Origin of the sequence: Pseudomonas serbica (assembly GCF_028823535.1) — a bacterium.
Taxonomy (GTDB): domain Bacteria; phylum Pseudomonadota; class Gammaproteobacteria; order Pseudomonadales; family Pseudomonadaceae; genus Aquipseudomonas; species Aquipseudomonas serbica.
This window is the reverse complement of record NZ_JAQIYM010000021.1, coordinates 17,959-41,773: the sequence shown is the minus strand read 5'-3', so window position 1 is coordinate 41,773 and position 23,815 is coordinate 17,959. Positions and strand designations below refer to the sequence as shown.

Sequence of the window (23,815 nt, the reverse complement as noted above, 5' to 3'; positions counted from 1 at the left end):
TTCATGCCCAAGGCCTGTGGGCAAAACGCTGACCCTGTGGGAGCGGCGGTTCGACGATTCGACTTGCTCATGAAGACGGAGTCTCAGGTTCCATCAATGTTGAATGTGCAGCCGCCTTCGCGAGCAAGCCCGCTCCCACATGGCGCGCAGTGTTGGTCCATTCACTGAAGGCAAAAAAAAAACGCCCCGAACCAGTCGGGGCGTTTTCATGTGCGGCTCAGCAGCGGGGAATTACTTGCCTTCCCAGCGCTTCAGTACCAGCGTGGCGTTGGTGCCGCCGAAGCCGAAGCTGTTGCTCATCACGGTGTTGATGGTGGCGTTTTCGCGGGTCTTGGTCAGCACCGGCAGGTCGGCCACTTCAGGGTCCAGTTCGTCGATGTTGGCGGAGCCGGCAATGAAGTTGCCTTCCATCATCAGCATGCAATAGATCGCTTCGTGAACGCCGGCGGCGCCCAGGGAGTGACCCGACAGGCTCTTGGTGGAGCTGATGGCCGGAGCCTTGTCGCCGAACACTTCACGCACGCCTTTCATTTCCGCGACGTCGCCGACCGGAGTCGAAGTGCCGTGGGTATTCAAGTAGTCGATAGGGGTGTCGACGGTGGACAGCGCCTGCTGCATGCAGCGGATCGCGCCTTCGCCACTTGGGGCAACCATGTCGTAGCCGTCGGACGTCGCGCCATAACCAACGATTTCCGCGTAGATCTTCGCACCGCGGGCCAGGGCGTGTTCCAGCTCTTCAACCACGACCATGCCGCCGCCGCCAGCGATGACGAAACCGTCACGGTCGGCGTCGTAGGCGCGGGAAGCTTGTTCCGGGGTGTCGTTACGCTTGCTGGACAGTGCGCCCATGGCGTCGAACAGGAACGACTGGCTCCAGTGCTCTTCTTCACCGCCGCCGGCGAAGACGATGTCCTGCTTGCCCATCTGGATCTGTTCCATGGCGGTACCGATGCAGTGAGCACTGGTGGCGCAGGCAGAAGCGATGGAGTAGTTCAGGCCCTTGATCTTGAACGGCGTGGCCAGGCAGGCGGAAACGGTGCTGCTCATGGTCCGCGTTACACGGTATGGGCCAACGCGCTTGACGCCTTTTTCGCGCAGGATGTCCAGCGCTTCCATCTGGTTCAGCGTCGATGCACCACCGGAACCGGCGATCAGGCCGGTACGCGGGTTGGAAACCTGCTCTTCGGTCAGGCCGGAGTCAGCGATGGCGTCTTTCATGGCCAGGTAGGCGTATGCCGCCGCGTGGCCGACGAAGCGATAGATCTTGCGATCGATCAGTTCTTCAAGGTTGAGGTCAATGGAGCCGGAAACCTGGCTACGCAGACCCATTTCGGCATATTCCGGGTTGAACCGGATGCCAGGGCGGCTTGCACGCAGGTTAGCGGAGACGGTCTCTTTGTCATTGCCCAGGCACGAAACAATGCCCAGACCAGTGATAACGACGCGGCGCATGCGGATAACCCTTAGAAGTTGTCAGTGGAGGTGAACACGCCGACCCGGAGGCCTTCGGCGGTGTAGATTTCGCGACCGTCGACAGTCACCGAACCGTCGGCGATGGCCAGGTTCAGCTTGCCTTTGAGGACACGCTTGATATGAATGTTATAGGTGACTTTCTTGGCAGTCGGCAGGACCTGGCCGAAGAATTTCACTTCGCCAGAACCCAGCGCACGACCGCGGCCCGGCAGACCTTGCCAGCCCAGGAAGAAGCCGACCAGTTGCCACATGGCGTCGAGGCCCAGGCAGCCCGGCATCACCGGATCGCCTTCGAAGTGACAGGCGAAGAACCACAGGTCCGGAGTGATATCCAGCTCGGCGACCAACTCACCTTTGCCGTACTTGCCACCTTCTTCGCTGATCAGGGTGATGCGATCGACCATCAGCATGTTCGGGGCGGGCAGTTGCGCGTTACCTGGGCCGAACAGCTCACCGCGACTGCAGCGCAGCAGGTCTTCCCGGGTAAAGGCGTTTTGTTTGGTCATGCGAGCTCCTCAATAGTCCCATGCGGCAGGTGGGGCAAATCTTCCCGGCCGATCGAAGCGTTCATGCCTCGAACCGGCAGCCTACTCATAGACTATTGCGTTGTAGTGAAAGTCACAGCACCAAGGACATGAATGTACACTTGTGCACTGAAATTTTTAATCAAGCCCAATTTCGGACTTGTACGGGTGCCTAAGACTGCCGCACTTTCGCCTTTCACGCCAGTCGCAGATGCTCGAAAGGCCTGTACTACTGCACCCATCGCTGCAGAATTTGCTGTAGATCGGTTCGTTTGAAGGGCTTGGCCAGGTAATCGTTCATTCCTGCCGACAGGCAGGCTTCCCGATCACCCTGCAAGGCGTTGGCGGTCAGGGCGATGATCGGCAAGTCGGTGCAACCGGGCAGTTCACGGATCTGGCGAGTGGCTTCATAGCCGTCGATGACCGGCAGTCGGCAGTCCATCAGTATCGCTTCGAAAATCAGGCTCTCGGCACTGCGCACAGCCTGTGCGCCATCGGCGGCGACGCTGACAGTAAAGCCCAGGCTGCGCAGCATGGCTTCGATCACCGTCTGGTTGACCGGGTTGTCCTCGACCAGCAGCACATTGCGCCCTTCGCCGTCACCTTTGTGGGTCGATACGCGCGGTACTCGCGCTGGCAAGGCCTGTTGATACAACGCCAGCGGAATTTCCAGGGTGAACACCGAGCCACGGCCTTCCTCGCTCTGGGCGCGCAAGGTGCCCCCCATGCGTTCGGCGAGCGTTCGCGCAATCGGCAGGCCCAGGCCCGTACCGCCATAGCGTCTTGAAATGGAACTGTCGGCCTGCTGAAACGCGTCGAACATCAATTCCAGGCTTTGCGAGGGAATTCCAATTCCGCTGTCGCGTACCGTGCAGGTGAACCACAGCAGTTCGTGATCCAGGGACTGCCACTGCGATTCGATGGAGACCCGGCCCTGCTCGGTAAACTTCAGAGCATTGCCAACCAGATTGACCAGTATTTGCCGGATGCGCGTCGGGTCGCCTTGAACCTGCAGCGCGCGCATGTCCGCCGGAATCTGCAACTGCAGGTCGAGCCCGCGTTGTACGGCGCTGTGCTGGAATGACTGGGCACAGCTGGCGATCAGATCCGCGAGATTGAAGGGAATGTGTTCCAGTTCCAGTTCCGAGCGTTCGATCCGCGAAAAATCCAGAATGTCATTGATGACCTTGAGCAGATGCTCGGTGGATTCCGAGGCCAGCGCGGCATATTCGACCTGTTCCTCGGTCATCTGGGTGGTTTCCAGCAGCTGCAGCATGCCCAGCACGCCATTCATCGGTGTGCGCAGTTCGTGGCTCATCATGGCAAGGAAATCTGACTTGGCGTTGTTGGCCTTTTCCGCTTCCTCGCGGGTCTGGATCAACTGCGCCATGGCCTGATGCTGCTCATGACTGGCCTGTTCCAACCCCTTGGCGAGGTTGTTGATGTGTTGCGACAGGGCACCCAGTTCGGTGTCGTCGACGATGGGCAGGGGCGTTTTGTAGTCGCCGGCCTGGATCGCCTTCACCGCATCACCGATATCCCGGATGGGTTGCGACAGGCTCGAGGCCAGGCGCCGGGCAACCAGGAAGGTAAACAGCAGGGCGAACAGCGCCAGGATGCCAGCCTTGAGCAGGATTTCCTGCTGGCGCTGGTTGAACGCGTCATTGGACAGGCCGACGATCACCCGGCCCAGATAATCCTCGGCGGGCGCCGTGGGGGGCACTTTGCCGTCCTGGAAAAAATCATTGTGCAGCGCGATTCGCTGCAGGCGTACGGGGGCCTGGAACACTTCGACCTGGTGCGGCTGGTGGTAGCTTGCCGAGGGTTGTTCGACGTACACCAGAATCCGGTTGGCGCTGTCCTGCACTTCCAGGAACCGCACGTTGGGCGTGGCCAACGTGGCCTTGAGCAGGCTTTCGAGGACCTCGTTATTGCCCGAAATCACCCCGTATTCGGTGGCCGGCGCCAGTTGGTTGGCAATCAACTGGCCGGTGTGGTTGAGCTCCTGGCGCAAGTCCTGGATCCGCACGAAGGTAAAGAAGCTGATTAACAGCAACGTCAGCAGCAGGGCAGGGCCGAGGCTGATGATCTGGGTGCGGGTACTGATGTCCCAGCGGCGACGGAAGGTCATGGGTGGCGTTCTCCTTCTGCCAGCAGCGTCGCGACAGTCGCATCGTTCACCGGTTCCAGACCCAGGGAGCGAGACACCTGAAGGTTGCTTGTGACTTTAAAGCGGCGTGGGTACTGCGTGCGCGGCCAGGTGGCGGGCGGTTGGTCGAGTAGTTCATCGAGAATTGCCAGCCAGTCGTCCTGATCACTGTAGGTGCTGGCCAGGCTCCCGGCCTTGACGAACCCTGCATTGGGGCCGATCAGGGCCCGTTGGCGCGCGTAGCTGCTGAGCAACAGGTTTTTCGCGGTTTTCGGGTTGTACAGATCGGGATCGTCGAGGCCCAGCAATACATCACTATTCTCCAGCAACGCCTGCAAAGGACGACTGTCCTGAGTGTTGTCCCAACGCTCGGTGACCACTTCAAGACCCAAGGGATGGGCGGCCTGGCGCAGTTCCTTCAACAGGAATTCGCTATGGCGGTCGTACAGCACGCCAACCCGTTTGACCTCGGGCAGCAGCACGCGGGTGAGGCGCAATTGCCGGTCCAGCGGCGGATCGCTCCAGAGCAGGCAGAGGTGCGCGGGCAGGGCTTGGCCCAGGTGTTGCCGTGCCTGCAGTCGGCTGATGCGCAGCACCAGCGTCGCCGGGCCGTGGATGTCCTGCAGGCGCCAGTCGAGACTGGGCAGGTCGAGCAGGATCAAGCGGGTGTCTGCCTCCAGCTTGCCCGGTGGCGGCAGGCTGGCCAGTGGTTGAAAGTGCACGTTGTCGGCCGGTCGCAATTGCCGCAGGGCCCGGGCAAAGGATTGCATGCCGGGGCTGTCGTCGACCCCGATCAGGAGAATGTCCGCGGCGTCGGCCGACAGGCTGTTTAGCCAGCCACCGAATACCAGGCAGACAATGGCCAGCAGTTGGGCCAGGGTTGGCGGCTTGCGCGACGGACGATGCGGCATCTTAAAGCGCCAGCTCCGCGCTGAAATACATCACCCGACGCTCGTCATAATTGTTGTCGATAAAGGTGGTGGGCTGTTTGTCGAGGCGCTGCTGGAGCACGCCAGCCAGCTCCAGATGGGCCTTGCCCAGGCGGATGCGCTTGGCGATGCGAGTGTCGACGCGTTCGAAGCGATAGCCGTTGAGCGCGTCGTCACCATAATAGAAGAGTGCACTGTTCCAGCCGTGGCCCCAGTCGCGCAGCCAGGCAGCTGAGCCGCTGTTGCGTGCGGTCTGTTGTGCATCCTGCGGATTGCTCGCGTCAGCATCGACGTAGGCATAAGTCAGGCGCAACCGGTCGGCGCTGCCGATTTTCCAGTCGAGCTGAGTCTCCGCGCCGGTGTAGCGTGCGGTGTTGGCGTTGCTGGCGATGTACTGATTGTTGCGCAGCGGCTCACTGATCATCCCGGTGATCTCGTCGTAGAACAGCTTTACATCGACAGCCAACCCCGACTCGGCAAAAAAACCGTTGTAGCCCAGTTCCCGGGAACGCATGCGTTCCTGGTCGAGGTCGCCGGGGCCGCGGGTCTTGACGAAATAGCGAGCACTGGACTGGCCATAGGCGCCGGGTTGCAGGCGCGTGACCTGATAGCTCCAGTTGACGCTGTTTTCGAACATGTCCGGTGAGCGGATAGCTTCCGAGTACACCGCACGCAAGCCGTGGCGCGGATTGATCAGATAGTTGATCGCCATCCGCGGGGTCAATGAGCTGCCGCTCAACTGCGTGTCTTCGAACATGGCGCCGCCCTGCACAAGCCAGTGTTCGCTGGCGCGCCATTCGAGCTGGCCGAATGCTCGCCAGGTGGTGTCATCGAGGGTGCCATTGAAGTAGGTCTCGGAGTCTGCCCGGTCGTAACGATAGTTCAAGCCGCTGACCAGCCGCAGGTTATCGGACAGGCTCAGGGTGTCCTGCAGTTCAAGGTCGTAGCGCGACTCCCGGGTGCTTTGGTCTATATCACCGCAAACCGTTTGCCGGGCGCCGTTGCGCCACTGGTCGAGGACTTGATTGGCCAGTGCGCGTTGGGCCGGATCGCCGTCCGGTGCACCGGTGCCCAGAAAGCTCTCGATATTGCGCGCCAGGCGTTCGGTGTAGTTCGGGTTGAGTCGCCACAGCTCGGTGAGTTCGGGACTGAACGAAAGCTCGGCATCGCATGCACGCCAGGTTTGCTGACGGTCCCAATGCTGGGCCGAACCCTGGATATAAAGACTGTGCCGGGTATTAATGTCGAAGTTCCAGCGCAGCGAACCGGCGTAGTCCTTGGCGGTGACGTCGGAATTGTCCCCTTCGCGGGTAATCCCCGAGAACACCGGTTGGTAGGTATAGGGTCGCTGATTGGTGCCATCCTTGGCGCTCACTTGCCAATCGATGCCTTGCCGTTCGTCGAGGGTCTGGCTGACGGCAAGGTTGAAGCGCTTCAGGCGTCGACTGTCATGGTAGTCGCCGCCGTTGCGATCGGAGTCAAAGCCATCGTCTTGCTGACCGGACAGCGACAGACGCAAATCGCCATCCTCCCAACCCACGCCCTGGCTCGCATAGAAGTCGTCGATGCCACGCTGGCCGCGGGTGACCTTGATTCGAGTTCCATGGCTGTCGACCGGGTTGCGCGTGATGATGTTGACCACCGCCATCAACGCATTGGCGCCATAACTGACCGTGTTCGGGCCGCGGAAAACTTCGATGCGTTCGATGTCCTCCATGGCCACCGGAATATCGCTCCAGTCCACCGTGGCCAGCCCTGCGCGGTATACCGAGCGGCCGTCAATCAATACCTGCATGCGCCGCGCATCGGTGGCGCGGGTGCCGTGGTAGTTCACCGTAGCCTGATTGCCGCTGATATGGCCGACCATCATGCCCGGTACCAGGCGTAGTACTTCGCTGATATCCCGGGCGCCGCTGGCCTTGATCAGCGCGCTGTCGAGTACCGTCATGCTCCCCGGCACGGCGGCCGGCGACTGCTTCAGTCGCGTGGCCGTGAGTACCTGCGGCAACGGTTCGCCGTCTAGAAACAAGTCGTCGGCCAGCGCTGGCGAGCTGAGTACCAGCGCCAGTACCAAGGGCGTACGGGGAGAAGGCGAACCGAGGGACACATCACATCCTTGTCAACGATCGATGGCGCGCATGTTAACCGAGCCCGTTGACTTTTCCAGTCACGATGTAAGCATTTTCCTATGTATTTCCGGACTTCTTCCTACGCATGCCGGTAATTGACGCGGGGACTGGCCGACACGTGGGCGCGCCGTATAATGCCGGCATCGCCACTGGTATGGATTAACGGATTGCATATGACTGAACAGCGCCCGATCGCAGTCTTGGGAGGCGGAAGTTTTGGTACCGCCGTGGCTAACTTGCTGGCAGAAAATGGACATCAAGTCCTGCAATGGATGCGTGACCCCGAGCAGGCCGAGGCCATCCGGGTCAACCGCGAGAACCCGCGATACCTCAAAGGCATCAAGATCCTGCCCGGTGTGACGCCGGTCACCGATCTGCAGGCCACCCTGGAGGCCTGCGACCTGAGTTTCGTCGCGCTACCCTCCAGCGCGTTGCGCTCGGTGCTGGCCCCGCACGCCGAACGGTTGAGCGGCAAAATGCTGGTGAGCCTGACCAAGGGCATCGAGGCCCACACGTTCAAGCTGATGAGTCAGATTCTCGAAGAGATCGCGCCACTGGCTCGCATCGGCGTGTTGTCCGGGCCGAACCTGGCCCGTGAAATCGCCGAGCACGCGTTGACCGCCACCGTGGTCGCCAGTGAAGACGAAGAACTCTGCCAGCACGTCCAGGAGGTGTTGCATGGCCGCACCTTCCGCGTGTATGCCAGCGCCGACCGTTTTGGCGTGGAGCTGGGCGGGGCGTTGAAAAACGTCTACGCGATCATCGCCGGCATGGCGGTGGCGATGGGCATGGGCGAAAACACCAAGAGCATGCTGATTACCCGGGCACTGGCGGAAATGACGCGCTTTGCCGTGAATCAGGGCGCCAACCCGATGACATTCCTCGGTCTGGCGGGCGTGGGTGACCTGATCGTCACCTGCTCGTCGCCAAAAAGCCGCAACTATCAGGTCGGATTCGCCCTTGGCCAGGGCTTGAGCCTCGAAGAGGCGGTCAATCGACTGGGCGAAGTTGCCGAAGGCGTGAACACCCTCAAGGTGCTCAAGGCCAAGTCCCAGGAGGTTGGCGTGTACATGCCGTTAGTCGCCGGGCTGCACGCGATCCTGTTCGAAGGGCGCACGCTTGAGCAGGTGATCGAGCTGTTGATGCGCGGCGAGCCGAAGACCGACGTCGACTTTATTTCCACCAGTGGCTTCAACTGAAACATTACTTCACCGGAACGGAGCGAGACATGAGTGATCAAAAAGTAGAAGCCAGATACGAGTCCATTCTGCTTCGGGTGCTGTGGATGGTGGTATTCCTGCTGGTTTGGCAGGTGGCGCAGTTCCTGCTCGGCGCTGTGGTACTGGTGCAGTTGATCTATCGTTTGATTTATGGCGCCCCGAGCGCCAGCCTGATGAACTTCGGCGACAGTCTGAGCCAGTTCCTGGCCCAGATCGGTCGTTTCGGCAGTTTTCACAGCGACCAGAAACCCTGGCCGTTCGCCGATTGGCCGACGCCGCGTACGCCGGAAGGTGAAGCGCCGCACGCCGTGGCGCCTGCGCCACACCCGGCCCGGGATGAGGAACCCAAACTATGAAACTCTGGGTATTGCGTCATGGGGAAGCCGTGCCACACGGCTCCCGTCCCCACGATTCGGAGCGGGAACTGACGGAGCACGGGCGCGAGGAAGTGCTGCGCAGCGCTGCCAACCTGATCGGGCAGCCGCTGACTGCCATCTACGCCAGCCCGTACCGGCGAGCACAGGAAACCGCGCAGCTGGTGCGCGACGCGTTGGGGTTCGAGCCGGAAATCCGCACTGTGGAATGGCTGACCCCGGACACCGAGCCGGACAAGGTGGCCGAACAGATGGTCGCGGTCAGCGACGTGCTGCTGGTCAGTCACAACCCTTTGGTGGGGAATCTGCTGAGTTACCTGCAACACGGTGCCGGGCATCCGCCGGAGCGGGTCGACACTGCCGGTCTGGCGCAGCTCGATGGTGCTGAGTTGTTGGTCGGCTCCATGAAACTCAACAGTATCAAGCAACCATAAACGCCAAAAGATCGCAGCTCCCTGCAGGCTGCGATCTTTTGCTGTTGATTCTCGAAAAAAGTTAACCAAGCACTTGCTTGGTTAACTACGCTTGCTCCAAAGCACAAAAAACAAAGGAGCGAGTCCCATGCCTGCTGCTTCGCGTTTGCCCCTGGACATCTTCTACGAGCGCGAGGCACGTCATCCCCGCCAGCGTTTTCTTGTCCAGCCAGTGGGCGGTGGGCAGGTCGAGACCCTGACCTGGGAAGACGTCGGTCACCAGGCCCGATGCGCGGCCCATTGGCTGCGATCGCGGGAACTGCCGCAAGGCAGTCATATCGCCCTGATCTCGAAAAACTGCGCGCACTGGATCATTGCCGACCTGGCGATCTGGATGGCCGGGCATGTCTCGGTGCCGCTGTACCCCAACCTCACTGCCGAATCGGTGGGCCAGGTGCTCGAACACTCGGAAGCGGCGCTGGTGTTCATCGGCAAACTTGACGACTGGCCAGGCATGTCCCGAGGGGTTAGTCCCGATCTGCCGACCATCAGCCTGCCGCTGCATCCCCCCGGCACCTTCGATTACAGCTGGGCCGACCTGCAACGCAGCTCACCGATCCAGGACGACCCCAGGCCCACCGCCGATCAACTGGCGACCATCATCTACACCTCCGGCACCACCGGCATGCCCAAGGGCGTGATGCACAGCTTCGCCAATCTGGCGTTCGCCACCACGCGCGGCACGCAACTGTTCGGCCTGAATGAGTCGGATCGGTTGTTGTCGTATTTGCCGTTGTGCCACGTTGCTGAGCGGATGTTCGTCGAACTGGCATCGATCTATACCGGGCAAACTGTGTTTTTTGCCGAAAGCCTCGATACCTTCCTCACTGATCTAAAACGTGCCCGGCCCACTGCACTGTTCGGCGTGCCGCGCATCTGGACCAAATTCCAGATGGGGGTGTACAGCAAGATTCCGGCAAAGCGCCTCGACTTCCTGCTCGGTCTGCCGATCATCGGCAAGCGGGTCGGGCATAGAGTCCTCGCGGGGTTGGGGCTCGATGCCTTGCGCGTTGCCCTGTCCGGTGCCGCGCCGGTGCCGCTGAGTTTACTGCTGTGGTACCGCAAGCTTGGGCTGGACGTGCTGGAGGTCTACGGCATGACGGAAAGTTGCGGCTACTCGCACATTTGTCTGCCGGGACATTACAAACAGGGCTGGATTGGCAGGCCATGCCCGGAGGTCGAGGTGCGCATCGACGAATCGGGCGAGGTCATGGTGCGCAGCGGCGCGACCATGCTCGGGTATTTCAAGGAGCCGCAGAAAACCGCCGATACCATCACTGAGGATGGCTTCCTGCGCACCGGCGACAAGGGCGAGGAAGATGCCGAAGGCAACCTGCGCCTGACCGGGCGCCTGAAGGAAATCTTCAAGACCAGCAAAGGCAAATACGTGGCCCCGGCGCCCATCGAAAACCGCCTGGCGGTGCATTCGCGTATCGAGCAAGTGTGCGTGGTCGGTGATGGCTTGAGTGCGCCGCTGGGCTTGTGCGTACTCTCGGCTGTCGGGCAGCAGGAGGCACGGGCCGGATTGCATTCAAGCCTGGAAAAACTTCTGGAAGAGGTCAACAACGCCCTGGACAAGCACGAGCGCTTGCGGCGACTGGTGGTGGTCAAGGACAGCTGGGCAGTGGAAAACGGCTTTCTCACGCCGACCCTGAAGATCAAGCGCAACGTGATCGAAGCCGCTTACGGCGCCCGCTTCGAAGAATGGAGCGAACACAGTGAAGCGGTGCTGTGGCAGGATTGAGCCACGAACAAAATCAACAAGGAAACTCTGCTATGAGTCTGTGGCGTACCGCTCCGAACATCGAACAGTTGAACGCACTTCAGAAAAACACCATCGGCGAAGTGCTGGACATTCGTTTTGAAGCCTTCGATGAAGAGTCCCTCACCGCGAGCATGGTCGTCGATCATCGCACTCACCAGCCTTACGGTTTACTGCATGGCGGCGCCTCGGTGGTGCTGGCTGAATCGGTCGGCTCGATGGCCAGCTATTTGTGCATCGATACCAGCAAATTCTATTGCGTGGGCCTGGAAATCAACGCCAACCATTTGCGCGGCCTGCGCAGCGGGCGGGTGACGGCGGTGGCCAAGGCCATTCATATCGGGCGTACGACCCATGTCTGGGATATCCGTTTGACCAGTGACGAAGGCAAAGCCAGTTGTGTGTCGCGGCTAACCATGGCGGTAGTGCCGCTGGGTGAGAATCCGCCAGCAAGGTAATGGTGGACGATGGCTTTGACCGGACTGTCATCCTTCCTGTCAGTTACGGTCATTGCTGTAGGACGCGCTCTTGCGGACAATCGGGCTTTGTCTTCGTTGATGGATCGAACGGTATGTCGCAACAGATATTTTTCGCCCACGCCAATGGTTTTCCTTCGGGGACCTACGGCAAGTTGTTTGCGGCGCTGGCACCCGAATATCAGGTGACGCATCTGGAGCAGCACGCTCACGACCCGCGGTACCCGGCGGATGACAACTGGTACAACCTGGTGGATGAACTGATCCACCACCTGCAGCAACAACCGGAGCCGGTGTGGGGCGTTGGTCATTCCTTCGGCGGCGTACTGCACCTGCACGCGGCGTTGCGTTGCCCCGAGTTGTATCGCGGGGTGGTGATGCTCGATTCCCCGGTGCTGACCCGTACCGACCAATGGGTCATCCGTGCCGCCAAGCGATTCGGTTTCATTGACCGCCTGACCCCGGCCGGTCGCACCCTGGGGCGGCGGGAAGAGTTCGCCGACCTTGACAGCGCGCGCCGTTATTTCGCCGGTAAAACCCTGTTTCGCAGCTTCGATCCGGAGTGCTTCGACGCCTATCTGCAATATGGATTGCACCAAGTGGGCGATAAGCTGCGCCTGCGTTTCGATCCGGCCACGGAAATCAGCATCTACCGTGGCGTGCCGCACACCAGCCCCGGCAGGACGCGGCAATTGAAAGTGCCGCTGGCGGTGGTTCGCGGGCAAAAGAGCAAGGTGGTGATGCGCCATCACACCAGTTCCGTCGGGCGTATGCCAAAGGGCGAGGCGCTGAGCATGCCTGGCGGTCACATGTTTCCCCTGGAACGCCCGCAGGACACGGCCACGCTGCTGAAAAAACTGTTCAACCGCTGGGGCGCTCGCCAACAGCAGGATTGCGCATGAGCCATGTCGTTGAAGAAGTTCGCCTGAACCTGCCGCACATCGAACTGGCGGCGCACCTGTTTGGCCCCGAAGACGGTTTGCCGGTGATTGCCCTGCATGGCTGGCTGGACAACGCCAACAGCTTTGCCCGCCTGGCACCGAAACTCAAAGGCCTGCGCATTATCGCCCTGGACATGGCCGGTCACGGGCATTCGGGGCACCGCCCGCCGGGCGCCGGTTACGCCATGTGGGACTATGCCCACGATGTGCTGCAAGTGGCAGAACAGCTTGGGCTGAAGCGGTTTGCGTTGCTGGGGCATTCGATGGGGGCCATCGCATCGCTGATCATTGCCGGCTCGTTACCGGAGCGGGTCACCCACCTGGCGTTGATTGATGGCGTCATTCCGCCCACGGACAAAGGCGAAAACGCTGCCGAACGCATGGGCATGGCCCTGCAGGCGCAGCTGGATCTGCGGGAAAAGCGCAAGCCGGTCTACAGCACCCTCGACCGCGCCATCGAAGCGCGCATGAAAGGCCTGGTGGCGGTCAGTCGCGAAGCCGCCGAGCTGCTGGCCCAGCGTGGCCTGATGCCGGTGCCGGGCGGCTACACCTGGCGCACCGACAGTCGCCTCACGCTGCCGTCGCCGTTGCGCCTGACCACCGAGCAGGCCATGGCCTTCGTCCAGCGGATCGCCTGCCCGGCGAAGCTGGTGGTCGCCGCCGATGGCATGCTCGCCAAGCACCCCGAGTTGCTGGAGCGTCTACCCTTGAGCATTGAACAGCTGCCAGGCGGCCATCATTTGCACCTGAATGATGAAGCCGGCGCCGATCTTGTCGCAGACTGTTTCAATCGGTTCTTCGTCATTCCTTGACTTGCGCCGGGCAACTGTCGAGGCTGGGCGGGTTGAAAAGGGAGACAACCATGATAGACCTCTACACCGCTGCGCCCCCGATTGGCCACAAGGTCGTGCTGATCCGATGAGTCTATCCATGCGCTCACTCAGTTTGCTGATGCTCTGTTGTTTCAGTCCTCTATCGTTAGCCGCCGATCTGCCGGGCAGTCAGGACCTGCCGATCGTGCCGCGCATGACCGATGCGCAGATCGTCGATTATCGCCCCGCGGCAGAGCTGGAGCGGATCTACCCGCTCGGCTCGATCCGCAAGATCAGCGGCCAGTTGCGCTTTGACGGCCAGGTCAGTGCCCGTGGGAATGTCACCTCGGTGACCTATGAGTTGCCGGCCGAGCATTCAGCCACCGAGGCGTTCACCGCGGCGCGCGAAGCGCTGCAGCAGCAGGATGCGCAGTTGCTGTTCTGGTGCCAGGCTCGAGATTGCGGCGAAAGCAGCCTATGGGCCAACGAAGTGTTCGGTAACGCCAAGCTCTATGGCGCCGATAATGAGCAGGCGTACCTGCTGCTGCGCCTGGCCGCGCCTCGGGACAACACGCTGGTGGCGCTTTACAGCATCACCCGTGGCAACCGTAAAGCCTATCTGCACGTCGAACAGTTCGACGCCGTCGCTCCGTTGGGGGATTTGCTGCCCACCTCCGCGACCTTGCTGCGCGAGCTCAAGAGTACCGGCGAGCTCGACTTCCCCAAGTTGACCGAAGCGCCCGATGACACCTGGCTGCGCCTGATCTCCCGGGGACTGAACCTGGACACCACCTTGCGGGTCAGTGTCTCGGGGCCCAATGCCGAAGCATGGCGTCAGTCGCTGATCGAGCAGGGCGTTCGGGCGGCACGGATGGAAACCGGTGCTGTCGACGGCTCCGGTTTGCATATCAAACTGCTGCGCTAGGGTTATCCGGCGAACGCGCGCGGCGTGTTCGCCTACTCTTTTTGCTGAAATGATTTTATCGAGACTGTGATGATCAATAACGATCGGCTGTTGGTGCAGATCCTGCTCCTGGTGCTGTTTGGCGCGAGCTTCTGGGTGATGGCGCCGTTCTGGTCGGCCCTGTTCTGGGGCGCAGTGCTGGCCTTCGCCAGTTGGCCACTGATGCGCCTGCTGACCCGCTGGCTCAATGGCCGCGAATCCCTGGCGGCCGCCTTGCTCACCGTGGGCTGGATGGTGCTGGTGGCGGCGCCCCTGGTATGGCTGGGGTTCAACCTGGCGGACCATGTGCGCGATGCCACGGCGTTCATCAAGGATGTGCAGGTCGATGGTCTGCCTGAAGCGCCGCAATGGCTGGGCAGCATTCCCTTGGTGGGCGAACGGCTGGTGGTGATCTGGAACAGCATCGATCAGCAGGGCGCGGCGATGATGGTGTCGCTCAAGCCTTATCTGGGCCAGGTCGGTAACTGGTTGCTGGCGCGCAGCGCGCAGATTGGCAGCGGCATTCTCGAGCTGACCCTGAGCATTGTCTTCGTGTTCTTTTTCTATCGGGACGGCCCGCGGTTGGCGGCCTTTGTCCATGGTTTGCTGGAGCGCCTGATCGGCCACCGTGCCGGGTATTACATCGAGCTGGTAGCGGGCACGGTGCAACGGGTGGTGAACGGCGTGATCGGCACCGCTGCGGCACAGGCCGTGCTGGCGCTGATCGGCTTCCTGATTGCCGGCGTTCCCGGTGCGCTGGTGCTGGGTATCGTGACCTTCATGCTCAGCCTGATACCCATGGGACCGCCGCTGGTATGGATTCCAGCGACTGCCTGGCTGGTCTGGAAGGGTGATTACGCAATGGCGGTGTTCCTTGGCATCTGGGGCATGTTCATCATCAGTGGCGTGGACAACGTGCTCAAGCCTTACCTGATCAGCCGGGGCGGGAACTTGCCGCTGGTGATCGTGTTGCTTGGTGTGTTTGGCGGCTTGATCGCGTTCGGCTTCATTGGCCTGTTTATCGGCCCGACCCTGCTGGCCGTGGCTTACAGCCTGTTGACCGACTGGAGCAAGAGTCACGCTCGGGTCGACGATCGTCGCTGAATCAATCTTGCCTGGGCAGGTGGATGATCGCGGTCAGTCCACCACCGGGCGTCTCCTCCAGGCTGAGCTGCCCGCCCAGCCGTTGCGCCGCCTCGCGAGCAATGGTCATGCCCAGGCCGACGCCGCCGGAGTTGCGATTGCGTGATCCTTCCAGGCGAAAGAACGGTTCGAAGACCGCTTCACGTTTATCCGCCGCGATACCCGGTCCATGGTCGATGATCCGGATCACCAGGTGTTCGCGGTGATCCTGCAGGGTGATCCGCGCCTGCCCGGCGTAACGCAAGGCGTTATCCAGCAGGTTATTGATGCAGGAACGCAACGCCATCGGTTGTACTTGCAGCGGCGCACAATGACCGCTGGCCTGAACATCGGCACCCCGGTCCTGGGCGTTTTCGCTCAGGGACTCGACCAGCGCCTGCACATCCATCCACTGTGAGGCCTCGCTGGTGCGCTGTTCGTGCAGGTAGCCGAGCGTCGCATCGAGCATGCTGATCATGTCGTCCAGATCCTGGCGCATCTGGCCTTGCAGCTTGTCGTCGTCGATCTGTTCCAGCCGCAGTTTGAGCCGCGACAGGGGGGTGCGCAGGTCGTGGGATACAGCGCCGAGCATGCGCGAGCGCTGCTTGACCTGCTCGATGATGCGCCGCTGCATCTTGTTGAAGGTGTGCGCCGCTTGCCGCGCTTCCCGTGGGCCGGATTCCTCCAGAGGCTCACTGTCGAGGTTTTCACTCAGGCGCTCGGCCGCATCGCTCAGGCGCTGAATCGGCCGACTGAGCAATTTGGCGCCGTACCAGGCGGCAATGATCAGCGAGATCAATTGAAAGGTCAGCGGCACCAGGGGGCCGCCGAACCATGGGCGAGGCGGACGCTCGGCGAGGCGTGGGTCCGTGGCTGAGTGTTGACCGTTCACGTTGCCCGATAACGCCGGCGGTGGAGGGGGAGGCGGCGGGCCGTAAGAGTGAAACCAGGCAAATGCCAGCAGGTGCGCCAGGATAATCGCGATCAGCAGCACGCCAAACAGGCGACCGAACAACGTATCGAAGCGCGCCCGCATCAGCCGATGTCTCGGGCGTCGAACAGGTATCCCTCGCCGCGCACGGTCTTGATCAGTTGCGGGGCCTTGGGGTCGTCACCGAGTTTCTGGCGCAGGCGCGACACCAGCAGGTCAATACTGCGATCGAAGGCTTCGATCGAGCGGCCACGGGCGGCATCGAGCAACTGCTCGCGACTCAGGACCCGACGCGGACGCTCGATGAACACCCAGAGCAGGCGAAATTCAGCGTTGGACAGCGGCACCACCAAGCCATCGGCTGCAACCAATTGGCGCAGCACACTGTTCAGGCGCCAGTTGTCGAAGCGAATGTTTGCGCGCTGTTCGGTGCGGTCATCACGCACCCGGCGCAGGATGGTCTGGATGCGCGCGACCAGTTCGCGGGGTTCGAACGGCTTGGCCATGTAGTCGTCGGCGCCCAGCTCAAGGCCGATGATCCGGTCGGTGGGTTCGCAGCGGGCCGTGAGCATCAGGATCGGAATATCCGATTCAGCACGCAGCCAGCGACACAGCGAAAGGCCATCTTCGCCCGGCAGCATCAGGTCGAGTACCACCACGTCGAAATGCTCCGCCTGCATCGCCAGGCGCATGGCGGCGCCATCGGTGACACCGCTGGCGTGGATGTTGAAACGGGCCAGGTAGTCGATCATCAGCTCGCGGATCGGCACGTCATCGTCGACGATCAGGGCGCGAATGCTCCAGCGTCTATCGTCGCCGGGCGCTTTTTGATCGTCGTTCACGGGGGCTGGAATGTTGTGCATGCGTGGGTTCATCTGCCAGGTTGGCTGCCAACCACAAAGATAGGCTGCGAGGTTGTGGTTCCAGCATAGGCGTCCAGCCCGGAGGCGGGAAGTGCTGTGGTAGGGACGAATTGCGGTTGCAGAGGGTAGCGGGCAAGGATGTTGAAGGCGTGTCGTGACTGTACCGAACTCGACACAATTGCCGCAGAGGCTAGTCTTGCCTGAGCGTTCTCGACGATTTACCGATCATCGGGTCCCGCAGGGCCGTTGGTTCCGCTACAATGCGCGCCGATTTCGACTTGCCTGAGAGCCCACTCATGTCCGCCTGCCAGACTCCTATCATCGTCGCCCTGGATTTCCCTACCCGTGACGCCGCACTGAAGCTGGCCGATCAGTTGGACCCGAAATTGTGCCGGGTCAAAGTCGGTAAAGAGCTGTTTACCAGCTGCGCTTCGGAAATCGTCGGCACCCTGCGTGACAAGGGTTTCGAAGTGTTCCTCGACCTCAAGTTCCACGACATCCCCAACACCACGGCCATGGCGGTGAAGGCGGCTGCGGAAATGGGCGTGTGGATGGTCAACGTTCACTGCTCCGGTGGCCTGCGCATGATGGCTGCCTGCCGTGAAGTGCTGGACCAGCGCAGCGGGCCAAAACCGCTGCTGATCGGCGTGACGGTGTTGACCAGCATGGAGCGTGAAGACCTGGCCGGTATTGGTCTGGACATCGAGCCGCAGGAGCAGGTCCTGCGCCTGGCTGCACTGGCGGAAAAAGCCGGAATGGATGGCCTGGTGTGCTCGGCCCTGGAAGCCCAGGCGTTGAAAGCCGCGCACCCGTCGCTGCAGCTGGTGACCCCGGGTATTCGTCCCGCGGGCAGCGCCCAGGACGATCAACGCCGCATCCTGACCCCGCGCCAGGCACTGGACGCCGGTTCCGACTACCTGGTAATCGGCCGTCCGATCAGCCAGGCGGCGGATCCGGCCAAGGCGTTGGCTTCGGTGGTGGCTGAGCTGGCCTGATTACTGATAGGAGCCGGCTTGCCAGCGATCGTGTCACCGCGGTTCACCTGAATGACCGCGGTGCCTGCATCGCTGGCAAGCCAGCGCCTACAGACAGCGTCAGACTTTCAGAACCAACTTGCCGAAATTCTCCCCGCTGAACAACTTCATCAGCGTCTCCGGGAACGTCTCCAGTCCTTCCACAATATCTTCCTTGCTCTTGAGCTGCCCCTTGGCCATCCAGCCGGCCATTTCCTGCCCGGCGGCGGCGAACTGGGCGGCGTAGTCCATCACCACAAAACCTTCCATGCGTGCGCGGTTGACCAGCAGCGACAGGTAGTTGGCCGGGCCTTTCACCGCTTCCTTGTTGTTGTACTGGCTGATGGCGCCACAGATCACCACCCGGGCTTTCATGTTCAGGCGACTCAATACCGCGTCGAGGATATCGCCGCCGACATTATCGAAATACACATCGACGCCTTTCGGGCATTCGCGCTTGAGGCCGGCAACCACATCCTCATTCTTGTAGTCGATCACGCCGTCAAAACCCAGTTCATCGATGAGGAACCGGCACTTGTCCGCGCCCCCGGCGATGCCGACTACCCGGCACCCCTTGATCTTGGCAATCTGCCCGGCAATGCTGCCTACCGCCCCCGCAGCGCCCGACAGGACGACGGTATCGCCAGCCTTGGGGGCGCCCACGTCGAGCAGCGCGAAGTAGGCGGTCATGCCGGTCATGCCCAGCGCGGACAAATAACGCGGCAGGGGTGCCAGTTTCGGATCGACCTTATAGAACCCGCGCGGCTCGCCGAGGAAATAATCCTGCACGCCTAGGGCGCCATTGACGTAGTCGCCCACCGCAAACCCGGGGTTGTTCGAGGCCACGACCTTGCCCACGCCCAACGCACGCATCACTTCGCCAAGACCGACCGGCGGGATGTAGGACTTGCCTTCGTTCATCCAGCCGCGCATGGCGGGGTCCAGGGACAGGTATTCGTTCTTGACCAGGATCTGGCCTGCAGCCGGCTCGCCCAGCGGTACTTCCTGATAGGTGAAGGTTTCCCGGGTCGCGGCACCCACTGGGCGTTTGGCGAGGAGAAATTGGCGATTGGTCTGGGACGTCATGGCAGGCACTCAGGATGAATGAAACCTTGTTGATAGACCCTCAGGGTCGATGCCGCAAGTTCGGCTGATCCGGCGAATACAGCCCGATCCAGCGCAGTGATAGTTGGTACGGTAGTTCCATCACTGCAACGCATGGGGGTTCAACCGGCCTTTTGATAGTGCTGCCTGGCTGCGGGGGCTGTGGCTATGCTGGGAAAACGTAATCCGACCCCAACTTCTCTTCGAGGACAGAACAATGAGCATGACGTTTTCCGGCCAGGTGGCAGTAGTGACAGGCGCGGCAGCCGGTATCGGCCGGGCCACTGCCCAGGCATTTGCCGCCGAAGGCTTGAAGGTGGTGGTTGCCGACATGGACACGGCGGGGGGCGAAGGCACGGTAGCGCTGATCCGTACGGCAGGCGGCGAAGCGACGTTCGTGCGTTGCAACGTTACGCTGGAAAGCGATGTAAAAAATCTGATGGATGAAGTGGTCAATACCTACGGCCGTCTCGACTATGCCTTCAACAATGCCGGGATCGAGATCGAGAAGGGCAAGCTGGCCGAAGGTACGGTCGAGGAGTTTGACGCGATCATGGGCGTCAATGTCAAAGGTGTCTGGTTGTGCATGAAGTACCAGCTGCCTTTGTTGCTGGCCCAGGGTGGCGGTGCAATCGTCAACACGGCTTCCGTGGCCGGTCTCGGGGCTGCACCGAAGATGAGCATCTACGCGGCTTCCAAGCATGCGGTCATCGGCCTGACCAAATCGGCGGCGATCGAATACGCCAAGAAAAAAATTCGCGTCAACGCGGTGTGCCCGGCGGTGATCGACACCGACATGTTCCGCCGTGCCTACGAAGCAGACCCGAAGAAGGGCGAGTTCGCCAATGCCATGCACCCGGTGGGTCGCATCGGCAAGGTCGAGGAAATCGCCAGCGCGGTGCTGTACTTGTGCAGTGATGGCGCGGCGTTCACCACGGGGCACTCACTGGCCGTGGATGGCGGGGTGACGGCGTTTTGATAGCGGATCGACCTCCAGCGTTCTGAAAACGACGTGGACGTAGCTTTTTGCCATTATTCCGACGCCAGAGACTTGTGTTGCTACAAACCCGTTGCGAATCTGCCGCTACTGATAATGGCGGGGGACTGAGTGCAATGATATCGGCCGTGCAAGGACGTTTTGCCAACCTCGGTATGGCAAAAAAACTGGGTGTCGGGTTTGTGCTGGTGCTATTGCTGACGGCCCTGGTGGCGGCCATCGGGGTATGGTCGCTGCAGACCATCAGCCAGCGCTTCGACGGACTCAAGCAGATGTCTTCGCTCAACAGCGGCTTGCTCAAGGTACGGCTGCTGGAACAGGAGTATGCCTTGCACGGCAGCCCGAAAACCGCCGATGCCTTGCACGCAGGGGTTGATGGCCTGGTCGACCTGGCAAACCAGCTCAAGGCGGCGTCGGCGGCCAACGTGCCGGTCATGAATGACGTCGAGCAGTCCCTGGGGGCTTACCGCAAGGCGTTTGACGAGTTTGTCTCGCTCAGCCAGGCCAAGGACCTGGCGCTGGAAATGGCCAGTTGGTCGGTGTCCAGCGTGGCCAACAACCTCGACGTCCTGCAAGCCGGGCTCGCCGATGACGGTGCTTATACGCTGAAGGATTCCGAAGGCAAGGACGGAGCACAATTCATCGAACAAGCCAGTCAGGTCAGCCAGGTGTCGCGCTTGATGCTGCAAGCGATGAACGAAGCACGTGTGCGCCTGGACCAGAGCCGCAAGGGTGACGACAGCGCACAGGGCAAGATCGAGCAGGCCAGCCAGGCGCTGACCCAGGCCGAACAACTCAAGACCACGGTCAAGGATGAGGGCTACCAGACGGTCCTCAATGAAGTCACCGGCCATATCGCCAGTTTCAACGACAAACTCGCCGAGTACACCGGCCTGCTGGAACAGGAAAAAACCGTTTACCAGCAATTGCACCAACGCGCTGCCCAGGTGGTGGAGCGGGTGGATCAAGCCTACGTCGCCGAAGACCAGTCGATGCAAGCGGAGCTGAAAAAGAACTCGTTGCTGATACTCGGCTCCTCCGCGCTGGCCCTGCTGGTCGGCCTGATTGCGGCGTGGGTCATTACCCGCTTGATCGTGGCGCCGTTGCGCAGTGTGATTCGTGTGGCGCAGCAGATCGCTGCGGGAGACCTGAGCGCGAAGGTTGAAGTGACCCGTCGTGACGAGATTGGCCAGTTGATGCAGGCCATGCAGCAGATGGGTGAAGGACTGAGCCAGATCGTCAGCGGTTTGCAGGCCGGTATCGAGCAGTTGGCCACTTCCGCGCAATCCTTGTCCGCCGTGACCGAACAGACCAACCTCGAAGTGAGCAGCCAGAAGGAAGAAACCGAGCAGGTGGCGACGGCCATGAACCAGATGACCGCCACCGTGCACGACGTCGCGCGTAATGCCGAGGAAGCCGCCCAGGCAGCGCAAACGGCGGACGGCAAGGTGGAAAGTGGGCAACAGGTGGTGCGCCAGAGCATGGTGCGGATCGAACAACTGGCGGATTCCGCCACGTCGGCCAGTTCAAGCATCGAAAGCCTGAGTGCGGAAATCCACAACATCGGCACGGTGCTCGGCGTGATCAAGAGCGTGGCGGAGCAGACCAACCTGTTGGCACTCAACGCGGCCATCGAGGCGGCACGGGCCGGCGAGCAGGGCAGGGGGTTCGCGGTGGTAGCCGATGAAGTGCGGGCCCTGGCCAAGCGGACCCAGCAATCAACCGAGGAGATCGAGCGACTGGTCAGCGCCTTGCGCTCGGCGGCCCAGGCGTCCGTGCAGCAGATCCAGAGCAGCGGCGAGTTGGTGAAGCTGGCCGTCAGCGATGCACTGCAGACTGAGAGTGCGCTGGGGAGCATTGCGGCGGCGGTGTCCTTGATTCAGCAGATGAACCAGCAGATCGCGGCGGCTGCCGAAGAGCAGAGTTCGGTGGCCGAGGAAATCAATCGCAGTGTTACCAGTATTCGTGCGAGTGCGGACCAGTCTTCGCTGGCGATGCAGGGCAATGCGGCGTCCAGTATCGAGCTGGCGCAGTTGGGGGTCGAGTTGAAGGGGATGGTGGGGCATTTCAGGCTTTGAGCCGTGTCCGAAACAAATCGGTGTACGCTGGCTCTTCTGTAGGCGCTGGCTTGTCGGGTCACCGCATCGCAGCGAAGACGGCCTCAAGTTCGATGCATAACTGGAGGGCGCCTTCGCCGGCAAGCCGGCTCCTGCAAGCGGGGATCAGTCGTAAATCACTTTCTTCTTCCAGTCCGCATCCGCCTCGACGTCCTTGAGGCCTTCGGTCAATTGGTTGACGTCACCTTCCACCGGAGCAATACGGTCCATGACCTGGTCGTTGGCGCGGGCCAGGAGCTTTTCCAGATATTGCAGTTGTTCGGCGTAGACCTGGGGGTCCTGCTGCTTGCGCAGGTACTGCACGCCGCGCTCGAATGCCAGCCGTGCCTGGCCCGGCTGGTTCTGCTGCAGGGAGTGCTGGCCGAGGTTGTTGAAAAACTCGATGTGCAGCAGCACAAGGATGTGGCGCACTTCACGGATCCAGCCCTTGGCTTCGTTGGGAGGCAAGAAGCCATCCTGTGCCGCGCGGGTGATTTGGCCGTGCAGGGCTTCTAGAAGAAAACGCACGTCCTTGGCCTTGGCCTCAGTCTGGATCGGTGCCGGCGGGTTGTTGACCGGTATCGATTCGCCCTGGGCAGCCAGGGCCTCCAGTTCGGTGATCCGGGCCTTGAGGTTGGCGCTGGTTTTTTCCAGGTTCAACAAGCGTTGGCAAACGTTCAGCTCCAGGCGGGTCAGCAGCAGTTTTAGCGCTGGCGTCATCAACTGGCCGGGAAACGTCTCGGTGATCTCACCACAACGACGCAGGCGGTCATTGAGTTCAACCTTGGTACGGGCCCTTTCCAGCTTATTGTTTTCCACCACATGGTTGATGTAGCCAATGGCAATCAAGAGTGCAATCCCGGCTACGACGAGCAGGGTGATCATGAGTGGTGTCACCGGTAAGACCTCTTTATAGGGTTTGCATTCGAGTGAAGTGGCCAGGCCTGGTTTTTATCGGCCGCCGCCCGCTTATATAAATGCTGGCACTCTGGAGCATATTGCCATCACTCATGGCGTCGACTATAACGTCTTGGTGAGTGTCAGAATATAGGCGCCAGACCCCAGGCGACGGAAAAGCCGAAAGGGGGCTGAAAAGCAGACCGAAGTCATTGATTTAAATAAATTTATAACAGGGGGTTGACGACCTCTCAATCCATCCATAGAATGCGCGCCACTTGCAGCGTAAAGCACACAGCGAAACGAAGCAGGCAGTGAATGTTGTAGTGTGTCCCCTTCGTCTAGTGGCCTAGGACACCGCCCTTTCACGGCGGTAACAGGGGTTCGAGTCCCCTAGGGGACGCCAATGCGGGAATAGCTCAGTTGGTAGAGCACGACCTTGCCAAGGTCGGGGTCGCGAGTTCGAGTCTCGTTTCCCGCTCCATTTTTAAACAGTCTTGCTCTCGGGCAGGGCTGAGTGAAACCAGAGCCAAGTCTTCGGATGCGGATCTGGGCACCGAAACACACACCATGTGTTCCGGGCAGCG

The 23,815-nt window shown here is 61.1% G+C and carries 21 protein-coding genes, 2 tRNA genes and 1 pseudogene; 15 read left to right on the top strand and 9 right to left on the bottom strand.

Annotated elements, in window-relative coordinates; all coding sequences use genetic code 11:
• Window positions 1-231 precede the first annotated feature (231 nt).
• From fabB to NQL71_RS27265, 5 genes are all read right to left on the bottom strand, one after another.
• A complete protein-coding gene (gene fabB, locus NQL71_RS27285; RefSeq protein ID WP_007957797.1) occupies window positions 232-1,452 on the bottom strand; it encodes a beta-ketoacyl-ACP synthase I in 1,221 nt (406 codons plus the stop codon).
• Between the two features lie 11 nt (window positions 1,453-1,463).
• Window positions 1,464-1,979 carry a 3-hydroxyacyl-[acyl-carrier-protein] dehydratase FabA gene (gene fabA / locus NQL71_RS27280; RefSeq protein WP_003179264.1) on the bottom strand — a complete coding sequence of 172 codons (516 nt, stop codon included), beginning with the start codon at window positions 1,977-1,979 and terminating at the stop codon, window positions 1,464-1,466.
• Window positions 1,980-2,226: 247 nt separating this feature from the next.
• Complete coding sequence (locus NQL71_RS27275; protein ID WP_046817719.1) at window positions 2,227-4,128, bottom strand: ATP-binding protein; 1,902 nt, start codon at window positions 4,126-4,128, stop codon at window positions 2,227-2,229.
• Window positions 4,125-5,057, bottom strand: coding sequence for an ABC transporter substrate-binding protein (locus NQL71_RS27270; RefSeq protein WP_274643660.1), 933 nt, complete (start codon window positions 5,055-5,057; stop codon window positions 4,125-4,127). Before NQL71_RS27270 ends, NQL71_RS27275 begins: the two co-directional genes overlap by 4 nt.
• Before the next feature lies 1 nt (window position 5,058).
• Window positions 5,059-7,182, bottom strand: coding sequence for a TonB-dependent receptor plug domain-containing protein (locus tag NQL71_RS27265; RefSeq protein WP_274643659.1), 2,124 nt, complete (start codon window positions 7,180-7,182; stop codon window positions 5,059-5,061).
• Between the two features lie 195 nt (window positions 7,183-7,377).
• On the opposite strand from NQL71_RS27265, the gene NQL71_RS27260 reads away from it, so the two are divergent.
• From NQL71_RS27260 to NQL71_RS27220, 9 genes are all read left to right on the top strand, one after another.
• Window positions 7,378-8,403: an NAD(P)H-dependent glycerol-3-phosphate dehydrogenase gene (locus tag NQL71_RS27260; RefSeq protein ID WP_046817716.1), complete on the top strand. Its 1,026-nt coding sequence runs from the start codon at window positions 7,378-7,380 to the stop codon at window positions 8,401-8,403.
• 29 nt (window positions 8,404-8,432) lie between these two features.
• Window positions 8,433-8,780, top strand: coding sequence for a DUF4389 domain-containing protein (locus NQL71_RS27255; protein ID WP_046817715.1), 348 nt, complete (start codon window positions 8,433-8,435; stop codon window positions 8,778-8,780).
• Window positions 8,777-9,232: a phosphohistidine phosphatase SixA gene (sixA, locus tag NQL71_RS27250; RefSeq protein ID WP_046817714.1), complete on the top strand. Its 456-nt coding sequence runs from the start codon at window positions 8,777-8,779 to the stop codon at window positions 9,230-9,232. Before NQL71_RS27255 ends, sixA begins: the two co-directional genes overlap by 4 nt.
• Before the next feature lie 127 nt (window positions 9,233-9,359).
• Window positions 9,360-11,015 (top strand): AMP-binding protein, encoded by a 1,656-nt coding sequence (locus NQL71_RS27245; protein WP_274643658.1) that lies wholly within the window; start codon window positions 9,360-9,362, stop codon window positions 11,013-11,015.
• A gap of 32 nt (window positions 11,016-11,047) precedes the next feature.
• The gene (locus tag NQL71_RS27240) at window positions 11,048-11,491 is read left to right on the top strand and encodes a hotdog fold thioesterase (protein WP_046817712.1); all 444 of its coding nucleotides are present in this window, start codon (window positions 11,048-11,050) and stop codon (window positions 11,489-11,491) included.
• Window positions 11,492-11,604: 113 nt separating this feature from the next.
• Window positions 11,605-12,411 carry an alpha/beta fold hydrolase gene (locus NQL71_RS27235; protein ID WP_046817711.1) on the top strand — a complete coding sequence of 269 codons (807 nt, stop codon included), beginning with the start codon at window positions 11,605-11,607 and terminating at the stop codon, window positions 12,409-12,411.
• Entirely contained in the window at window positions 12,408-13,262 is an 855-nt protein-coding gene (locus NQL71_RS27230; protein WP_046817710.1) for an alpha/beta hydrolase, read from the top strand. Before NQL71_RS27235 ends, NQL71_RS27230 begins: the two co-directional genes overlap by 4 nt.
• 118 nt (window positions 13,263-13,380) lie before the next feature.
• Window positions 13,381-14,187 carry a DUF4892 domain-containing protein gene (locus NQL71_RS27225; RefSeq protein ID WP_077185620.1) on the top strand — a complete coding sequence of 269 codons (807 nt, stop codon included), beginning with the start codon at window positions 13,381-13,383 and terminating at the stop codon, window positions 14,185-14,187.
• Between the two features lie 69 nt (window positions 14,188-14,256).
• A complete protein-coding gene (locus NQL71_RS27220; RefSeq protein ID WP_166620076.1) occupies window positions 14,257-15,309 on the top strand; it encodes an AI-2E family transporter in 1,053 nt (350 codons plus the stop codon).
• 1 nt (window position 15,310) lies between these two features.
• On the opposite strand, the gene NQL71_RS27215 is transcribed toward NQL71_RS27220, so the two are convergent.
• Together NQL71_RS27215 and NQL71_RS27210 are read right to left on the bottom strand one after the other, a co-directional pair.
• Entirely contained in the window at window positions 15,311-16,363 is a 1,053-nt protein-coding gene (locus NQL71_RS27215) for a sensor histidine kinase (RefSeq protein WP_046817707.1), read from the bottom strand.
• Window positions 16,363-17,121, bottom strand: coding sequence for a response regulator (locus NQL71_RS27210; RefSeq protein ID WP_046817706.1), 759 nt, complete (start codon window positions 17,119-17,121; stop codon window positions 16,363-16,365). Before NQL71_RS27210 ends, NQL71_RS27215 begins: the two co-directional genes overlap by 1 nt.
• Before the next feature lie 296 nt (window positions 17,122-17,417).
• Here NQL71_RS27210 and pyrF point away from each other — a divergent pair, with 296 nt between their 5' ends.
• Window positions 17,418-18,116, top strand: coding sequence for an orotidine-5'-phosphate decarboxylase (pyrF, locus tag NQL71_RS27205; RefSeq protein ID WP_162488913.1), 699 nt, complete (start codon window positions 17,418-17,420; stop codon window positions 18,114-18,116).
• Window positions 18,117-18,215: 99 nt separating this feature from the next.
• Here pyrF and NQL71_RS27200 read toward each other — a convergent pair whose 3' ends face one another.
• Window positions 18,216-19,220 (bottom strand): NADP-dependent oxidoreductase, encoded by a 1,005-nt coding sequence (locus NQL71_RS27200; protein ID WP_077185624.1) that lies wholly within the window; start codon window positions 19,218-19,220, stop codon window positions 18,216-18,218.
• 235 nt (window positions 19,221-19,455) lie between these two features.
• Here NQL71_RS27200 and NQL71_RS27195 point away from each other — a divergent pair, with 235 nt between their 5' ends.
• From NQL71_RS27195 to NQL71_RS36895, 3 genes and pseudogenes are all read left to right on the top strand, one after another.
• Window positions 19,456-20,217: an SDR family oxidoreductase gene (locus tag NQL71_RS27195; protein WP_046817703.1), complete on the top strand. Its 762-nt coding sequence runs from the start codon at window positions 19,456-19,458 to the stop codon at window positions 20,215-20,217.
• A 134-nt stretch (window positions 20,218-20,351) separates the two neighbouring features.
• Window positions 20,352-21,407: pseudogene (locus NQL71_RS36900) on the top strand (methyl-accepting chemotaxis protein); the annotation flags it as partial.
• Between the two features lie 24 nt (window positions 21,408-21,431).
• Window positions 21,432-22,313, top strand: a complete 882-nt coding sequence (locus NQL71_RS36895) for a methyl-accepting chemotaxis protein (protein WP_414478833.1) — start codon at window positions 21,432-21,434, stop codon at window positions 22,311-22,313.
• A 144-nt stretch (window positions 22,314-22,457) separates the two neighbouring features.
• Here the strand turns inward: NQL71_RS36895 and NQL71_RS27185 are convergent, their stop codons facing one another.
• Window positions 22,458-23,216 carry a hypothetical protein gene (locus tag NQL71_RS27185; protein WP_248686258.1) on the bottom strand — a complete coding sequence of 253 codons (759 nt, stop codon included), beginning with the start codon at window positions 23,214-23,216 and terminating at the stop codon, window positions 22,458-22,460.
• 342 nt (window positions 23,217-23,558) lie between these two features.
• Between NQL71_RS27185 and NQL71_RS27180 the strand changes: the two genes are divergently transcribed.
• Together NQL71_RS27180 and NQL71_RS27175 are read left to right on the top strand one after the other, a co-directional pair.
• Window positions 23,559-23,634 (top strand) — tRNA-Glu (locus NQL71_RS27180).
• A 2-nt stretch (window positions 23,635-23,636) separates the two neighbouring features.
• A tRNA-Gly gene (locus tag NQL71_RS27175) sits at window positions 23,637-23,712 on the top strand.
• Window positions 23,713-23,815: the final 103 nt, after the last annotated feature.

Bases quoted from the DNA above. Each gene is read 5' to 3' on its own strand.
- pyrF (WP_162488913.1), top strand. From the start codon at position 17,418: ATGTCCGCCTGCCAGACTCCTATCATCGTCGCCCTGGATTTCCCTACC.
- NQL71_RS27215 (WP_046817707.1), bottom strand. From the start codon at position 16,363: ATGCGGGCGCGCTTCGATACGTTGTTCGGTCGCCTGTTTGGCGTGCTG.
- NQL71_RS36895 (WP_414478833.1), top strand. From the start codon at position 21,432: ATGCAGGCCATGCAGCAGATGGGTGAAGGACTGAGCCAGATCGTCAGC.
- NQL71_RS27235 (WP_046817711.1), top strand. From the start codon at position 11,605: ATGTCGCAACAGATATTTTTCGCCCACGCCAATGGTTTTCCTTCGGGG.
- fabB (WP_007957797.1), bottom strand. From the start codon at position 1,452: ATGCGCCGCGTCGTTATCACTGGTCTGGGCATTGTTTCGTGCCTGGGC.
- NQL71_RS27275 (WP_046817719.1), bottom strand. From the start codon at position 4,128: ATGACCTTCCGTCGCCGCTGGGACATCAGTACCCGCACCCAGATCATC.
- NQL71_RS27210 (WP_046817706.1), bottom strand. From the start codon at position 17,121: ATGCACAACATTCCAGCCCCCGTGAACGACGATCAAAAAGCGCCCGGC.
- NQL71_RS27260 (WP_046817716.1), top strand. From the start codon at position 7,378: ATGACTGAACAGCGCCCGATCGCAGTCTTGGGAGGCGGAAGTTTTGGT.
- NQL71_RS27255 (WP_046817715.1), top strand. From the start codon at position 8,433: ATGAGTGATCAAAAAGTAGAAGCCAGATACGAGTCCATTCTGCTTCGG.
- NQL71_RS27225 (WP_077185620.1), top strand. From the start codon at position 13,381: ATGCGCTCACTCAGTTTGCTGATGCTCTGTTGTTTCAGTCCTCTATCG.
- NQL71_RS27220 (WP_166620076.1), top strand. From the start codon at position 14,257: ATGATCAATAACGATCGGCTGTTGGTGCAGATCCTGCTCCTGGTGCTG.
- NQL71_RS27185 (WP_248686258.1), bottom strand. From the start codon at position 23,216: ATGATCACCCTGCTCGTCGTAGCCGGGATTGCACTCTTGATTGCCATT.
- sixA (WP_046817714.1), top strand. From the start codon at position 8,777: ATGAAACTCTGGGTATTGCGTCATGGGGAAGCCGTGCCACACGGCTCC.
- NQL71_RS27195 (WP_046817703.1), top strand. From the start codon at position 19,456: ATGAGCATGACGTTTTCCGGCCAGGTGGCAGTAGTGACAGGCGCGGCA.
- NQL71_RS27245 (WP_274643658.1), top strand. From the start codon at position 9,360: ATGCCTGCTGCTTCGCGTTTGCCCCTGGACATCTTCTACGAGCGCGAG.
- NQL71_RS27270 (WP_274643660.1), bottom strand. From the start codon at position 5,057: ATGCCGCATCGTCCGTCGCGCAAGCCGCCAACCCTGGCCCAACTGCTG.
- NQL71_RS27230 (WP_046817710.1), top strand. From the start codon at position 12,408: ATGAGCCATGTCGTTGAAGAAGTTCGCCTGAACCTGCCGCACATCGAA.
- NQL71_RS27240 (WP_046817712.1), top strand. From the start codon at position 11,048: ATGAGTCTGTGGCGTACCGCTCCGAACATCGAACAGTTGAACGCACTT.
- NQL71_RS27200 (WP_077185624.1), bottom strand. From the start codon at position 19,220: ATGACGTCCCAGACCAATCGCCAATTTCTCCTCGCCAAACGCCCAGTG.
- fabA (WP_003179264.1), bottom strand. From the start codon at position 1,979: ATGACCAAACAAAACGCCTTTACCCGGGAAGACCTGCTGCGCTGCAGT.